Annotated in this window: 4 protein-coding genes; all 4 read left to right on the forward strand. The window is 34.9% G+C overall.

Going from position 1 to position 4916, the window contains the following annotated elements; all coding sequences use genetic code 11:
* The first annotated feature begins 244 nt into the window (after nt 1–244).
* The 4 genes from P8M54_RS04375 (at nt 245) to gldI (ending at nt 4789) form a co-directional block, all read left to right on the forward strand.
* On the forward strand, nt 245–1501 hold the full coding sequence (locus tag P8M54_RS04375) for a chloride channel protein (protein WP_300285601.1): 1257 nt from the start codon (nt 245–247) through the stop codon (nt 1499–1501).
* 62 nt (nt 1502–1563) lie between these two features.
* Nucleotides 1564–3039, forward strand: coding sequence for a rhomboid family intramembrane serine protease (locus P8M54_RS04380; protein WP_300285603.1), 1476 nt, complete (start codon nt 1564–1566; stop codon nt 3037–3039).
* Between the two features lie 53 nt (nt 3040–3092).
* A complete protein-coding gene (locus tag P8M54_RS04385) occupies nt 3093–4097 on the forward strand; it encodes a bifunctional oligoribonuclease/PAP phosphatase NrnA (RefSeq protein ID WP_300285604.1) in 1005 nt (334 codons plus the stop codon).
* A 5-nt stretch (nt 4098–4102) separates the two neighbouring features.
* Complete coding sequence (gldI, locus tag P8M54_RS04390) at nt 4103–4789, forward strand: gliding motility-associated peptidyl-prolyl isomerase GldI (protein WP_300285606.1); 687 nt, start codon at nt 4103–4105, stop codon at nt 4787–4789.
* The last annotated feature ends 127 nt before the right edge of the window (nt 4790–4916 follow it).

A 4916-nucleotide genomic window follows, 5' to 3' on the forward strand; every position in this document is an offset into this window, starting at 1 on the left:
TATTTATTTTTAAAGTTATTAAAAGCAAACTATCTACTAGTTCGGACTAAAGTCCTTGTATTATTAACTGCGAAAGTTAAAAAAAAGTATCGTTAAGCGCAAAAATAATAGCTAATAGAGGCTACTTTTAGCAATTTTGTACCCTTTTTTTCCTCATGAATAGTATAATTTGCAAAATTCAATAGCAAACAATTTCAATTTTGATACATTTACTTTTTCTTAGCCGAACAAGCTTTTAATAACAATGAATTTAAAACTATTTAAAAAAACACTTTCGGTCTCGTTCAAATGGCTTCTCATTTGTACAGTAGTAGGAGTGCTTTCTGGCTCTGCATCAGCGCTTTTATTAGTTACTCTTGAATGGGCAGCGCATCTTAGGGAAGGAAATCCGTGGGTTTTAGGATTATTGCCTTTAGGTGGTTTACTTATTGGATTGGGATATTACTATTATGGTAAAGAAGTTGAAAAAGGAAATGATTTATTATTAGAAGAATATGCGAATCCCACGCAAATTATTCCACTAAAAATGGCTCCTCTGGTTTTGGCAGGAACTATAATTACACATCTTTTTGGCGGATCAGCCGGTCGTGAAGGCACTGCAGTACAAATGGGAGGCGCAATTTCGGATCAATTTACTAGGTTGTTCCACCTTGAGCCTTCTGATAGAAAAACGCTACTAATCATGGGAATTAGTGCAGGATTTGCCTCCGTTTTCGGTACACCTCTAGCGGGCTCTCTTTTTGCACTTGAACTTCTTTATTTTAGTAAATTCAATTTAAAAAGTATTATCTGCTCTTTTATCGTGGCTTACATTGCCTATTTTACTGTAGAAATATGGCAGGTACAACATACTCACTATAGTATCCCAACTGTCCCTTCCTTTCTCAGTCTAACTTCACTTTGGATACTACCGGTAAGTATACTTTTTGGTTTAGCCGCCTTAGTTTTCGCAAGAAGCACACACCTTTGGTCTACACTTTTTAAAAAACACATTACGTATCCACCTGCTAGGCCGTTCGTTGGGGGTGTAATTTTGGCCATTGCCCTATTTTTAATCGGTACTACCAAATTCATGGGATTAGGAGTGCCGGTAATTTTTGATGCTTTTTCAAATCCAAGTGATAGCGCTGACTTTTTACTTAAAATACTTTTTACCGGATTTACATTAGGAGCTGGATTTAAAGGTGGTGAAGTAACTCCTTTATTTTTTGTGGGCGCGACATTAGGTAGTGCTCTGTCCCTTGTCGTACCGCTTCCCATTGGGCTACTTGCGGGAATGGGATTTGTGGCGGTTTTTTCAGGAGCTACACATACCCCCATTGCCTGTACCGTTATGGGAATTGAATTGTTTGGTTTGGAAAGTGGTTTATTTATCGCGATTGCCTGTTTTATTGCCTATTTTACTTCGGGACCCACCGGTATTTACCAATCACAAATAGTTAAAGGCCCCAAACATCTTTTCTATAAAAAACTTAAAATCCGAAAACTAGATCATTTTTAGTATTGTTTCTTCAAATAAATGTAATAGTATTGTAATACAATTCATTCTTAATATTTGAATCTATGTCATTTGGTCTACCTGCTTCTTTTTCACAGTACATTCCTCTAAATAATTTATCGAAAGCAGCGTTTCAGTATGCGGCCATTCGAACATTTGAAAAATTAAATTGGGCAGTAATTGCAATCAATGAAGACCTACTAATTGCTGAGACGAATCAAATGAATTCTACTTGGAATGAAAAAATTACTGTTGATTTTAGTTTAGATGATCCCTTATTGATCAGTAGCAGTAATGGAAACCAAATCTATGACCGAGGTAGAAATAAAAAAAATACGGAATTTTTTTTTGATGAGTTCAATGAAGCCCGCAAGGAAGTTACTCAAACTGATGAAGGGAAGGATGCAAAAGAAAAACTGCTAGCTCGTACCAAAGAAAACTGTAAATTAAATAATAGAGAAGAGCGATCAGTAACCGAATTTTATTCTGTTTTCTCTATTTTCATTCCCACTTCCCAATATCTGATTACCCCGCTTTTGTTACTTGCAAACATTCTTGTGTTTTTTAGTATGTTTTTTTCAGGAGTACACTTTTTCTCACCTGCTATTCTAGATCTTATCCACTGGGGAGCAAACTATGGCCCTTTAACTACTGATGGAGATTGGTGGCGTTTAATCACTAGCGTTTTCGTTCATATTGGTTTCATTCACTTAGTAGCCAATTGCTATGCTCTAGCCTATGTTGGTTTATTTTTAGAATCTCATTTAAAGAAAATTGGTTTTTTATCACTTTATCTATTTTGTGGAATTCTAGCGAGTCTAAGCAGTTTATATTGGAATGAAGACTTAGTATGTGCTGGTGCCTCGGGTGCTATTTTTGGAATGTATGGCATCTTACTTGTATTAATTATTACCAAAGAAATTCGTCAAAAACTAAGTACTAATACCAAATTTTTTATAGTTTTCTTTATTGTCATTAACTTATTGTATAGCTTCGAAGAAGGAACAGATGGTGCAGCACATTTTGGCGGTTTTTTTGCAGGAATTGTTTTTGGAAGTTTGTATGCTTATTTCAAAACAAAAAGAAATAACGCCTTAGTTTTTGCTACACTATTGACTTTTATTCTGGCGCCCGCGATTAGTATTTACTGTAAATCTAAAAAAATCTACATCTACCAAATAATAGAATATGAAACTAAAATGCAAGAATTTGTTGATATGGAAAAAATGGCACTAGAAGCATACAGTATCGATTACAACTCTACGAAGGAAGATGTATTATATATGATTAAGGAACGAGGAATTTATTATTGGGAAGAAGATATCAAACTAATAAAAGAGCTAGATAAATTATATCTCCCTAAAAAAATCCATGATATAAATAAACAGCTCGCTCTATACTGCGAATTAAGGAAACAAGTTTACGAGTTAGCATATAAAAAAATAAATGAAAACACCTCTATGTATGACGGTCCAATCGGATCATTAAACAATAAGATAACCGACTTACTTGAAGAAATAGCAAAAAGTCAAAAAGAATAAAATCCTGTTAATCACCTACTATTTTACAGTAAAAAAATGTATTTTCGCAACCTATGAAAATACAAGATATTCAATCGATACAAGCATTATTGGCTACGCCAAAAAAAATTGCAATAATCCCACACCGCAGTCCTGATGGAGACGCTATGGGTTCAACACTAGGACTATATCACTTTTTGTTAAAATACAATCACCAAGCAGTTGTGATTGCACCAAATGAGTTTCCTGACTTTTTAAGTTGGTTACCTGGCTCAGAAACAGTGCAAATATTTGAAAAAAATAAAGAGAAGTGCACAAAAATATTAGAAGAAGCTGAAATTATTTGCACACTTGATTTTAATGCTTTTCACCGCGTTGGAGAAATGGAAAAAGTACTTGAAGTACTCAACACGACCTATATAATGATTGATCATCATCAAAAACCAGATGATTACGCAGCTTATATGTACTCGGATACATCCTTTGGTTCAACCTGTGAAATGCTTTATAATTTTATTGGGTTTTTAGGAGAAAAAGAAGCTATTGATAAAACCATTGGGACTTGCATTTATACCGGTATCTTAACTGATTCAGGTTCCTTTAAATTCCCTGGAACAACTGGTAACACGCACCGAATTGTAGCAGACTTAATTGATTTAGGTGTCGAAAATACTACCATACCTACCCTACTTTTTGAAAACAGCTCGTACAACAGATTACAATTGTTAGGTAGAGCGTTACAAAACATGAAGGTCATTCCTGAATTTAAAACTTCTTACATTACGTTGACTCAGGAGGAATTAAATTCTTTTCACTATGTTACAGGAGATACTGAAGGAATCGTAAATTTTGGCTTAAGCATCAAAGGAATCCATTTTACTGCTATCTTTATCGAAAATAGAGAAGAAAACATAATCAAAATATCGTTTAGATCACAAGGCGGTTTTGACGTAAATCAATTTGCTAGAGACCATTTTAATGGTGGAGGACATCGCAATGCTGCCGGAGGGAAATCAACCGTTTCGATGGCTGAAACGATTCAAAAATTTGAAGATCTGGTAACGAAAATAACACTATAACTCAGATGAAATTAATTCACATCGCATTACCCATACTCCTCGTTACGCTCTTCGCCAGTTGTAAGCAGCCACAAGAGGCACGCCGACCTATATCGCAAACCTCGGGTAGTTTTATGAAAAAATCAGTGGCTAGAAATAAAAAACTAGTAGCTTCTGAAGAAGACCAAATCAAAGCAGTTATCAAAAAGAATCCAACTGAAAATTATATTGCTTCGACCAAAGGCTATTGGTATACCTACATCACTAAAAATGACGTAGACACATTGAATCCTGAAAAAGGAGATGTCGCTTTTTTTGATTATGAAATAAAAGACTTGGAGGAAAACATCATATACTCTGAATTGGAACTTAGACCACAAGTATATCGTGTAGACAAACAAGAGATTATGATGGGGCTTCGAGACGGAATCAAATTAATGCACCGAAACGAGAAAGTAACCTTTCTTTTCCCATCTCACATGGGATTTGGTTATCACGGCGACAATAAAAAAATAGGTGTCAACCAACCTCTATGGTGTACGGTGACCTTACGGGACTTTATGCCTGAAACAGAATATAAAAAACAGTTAGCTGCTAAAGCTTCAGTAGCTACATCAGCAGTCAACTTGCCGCTTTCGACGGATAAACCTGTAAAAGCAACACCTAAGAAACCCTCTATTATACCAAAAAAATCAAAAGACAGTTTAAATTAAATTAATTATTCTAATGAAAAAAAGATTCTTATTACTATGCCTTGTTATTGCTTCTCTATACTCATGTAAAGAGGAAAATAGTGATTTAGCAGATGGATTATATGCGAAAATTGAAACCAATAAAGGA

Source organism: Flavobacterium sp., from assembly GCF_029242675.1.
GTDB lineage: Bacteria > Bacteroidota > Bacteroidia > Flavobacteriales > Flavobacteriaceae > Flavobacterium.

Coding starts and splice junctions, on each gene's coding strand:
- P8M54_RS04375 (WP_300285601.1), top strand. CDS start 245: ATGAATTTAAAACTATTTAAAAAAACACTTTCGGTCTCGTTCAAATGG.
- P8M54_RS04380 (WP_300285603.1), top strand. CDS start 1,564: ATGTCATTTGGTCTACCTGCTTCTTTTTCACAGTACATTCCTCTAAAT.
- gldI (WP_300285606.1), top strand. CDS start 4,103: ATGAAATTAATTCACATCGCATTACCCATACTCCTCGTTACGCTCTTC.
- P8M54_RS04385 (WP_300285604.1), top strand. CDS start 3,093: ATGAAAATACAAGATATTCAATCGATACAAGCATTATTGGCTACGCCA.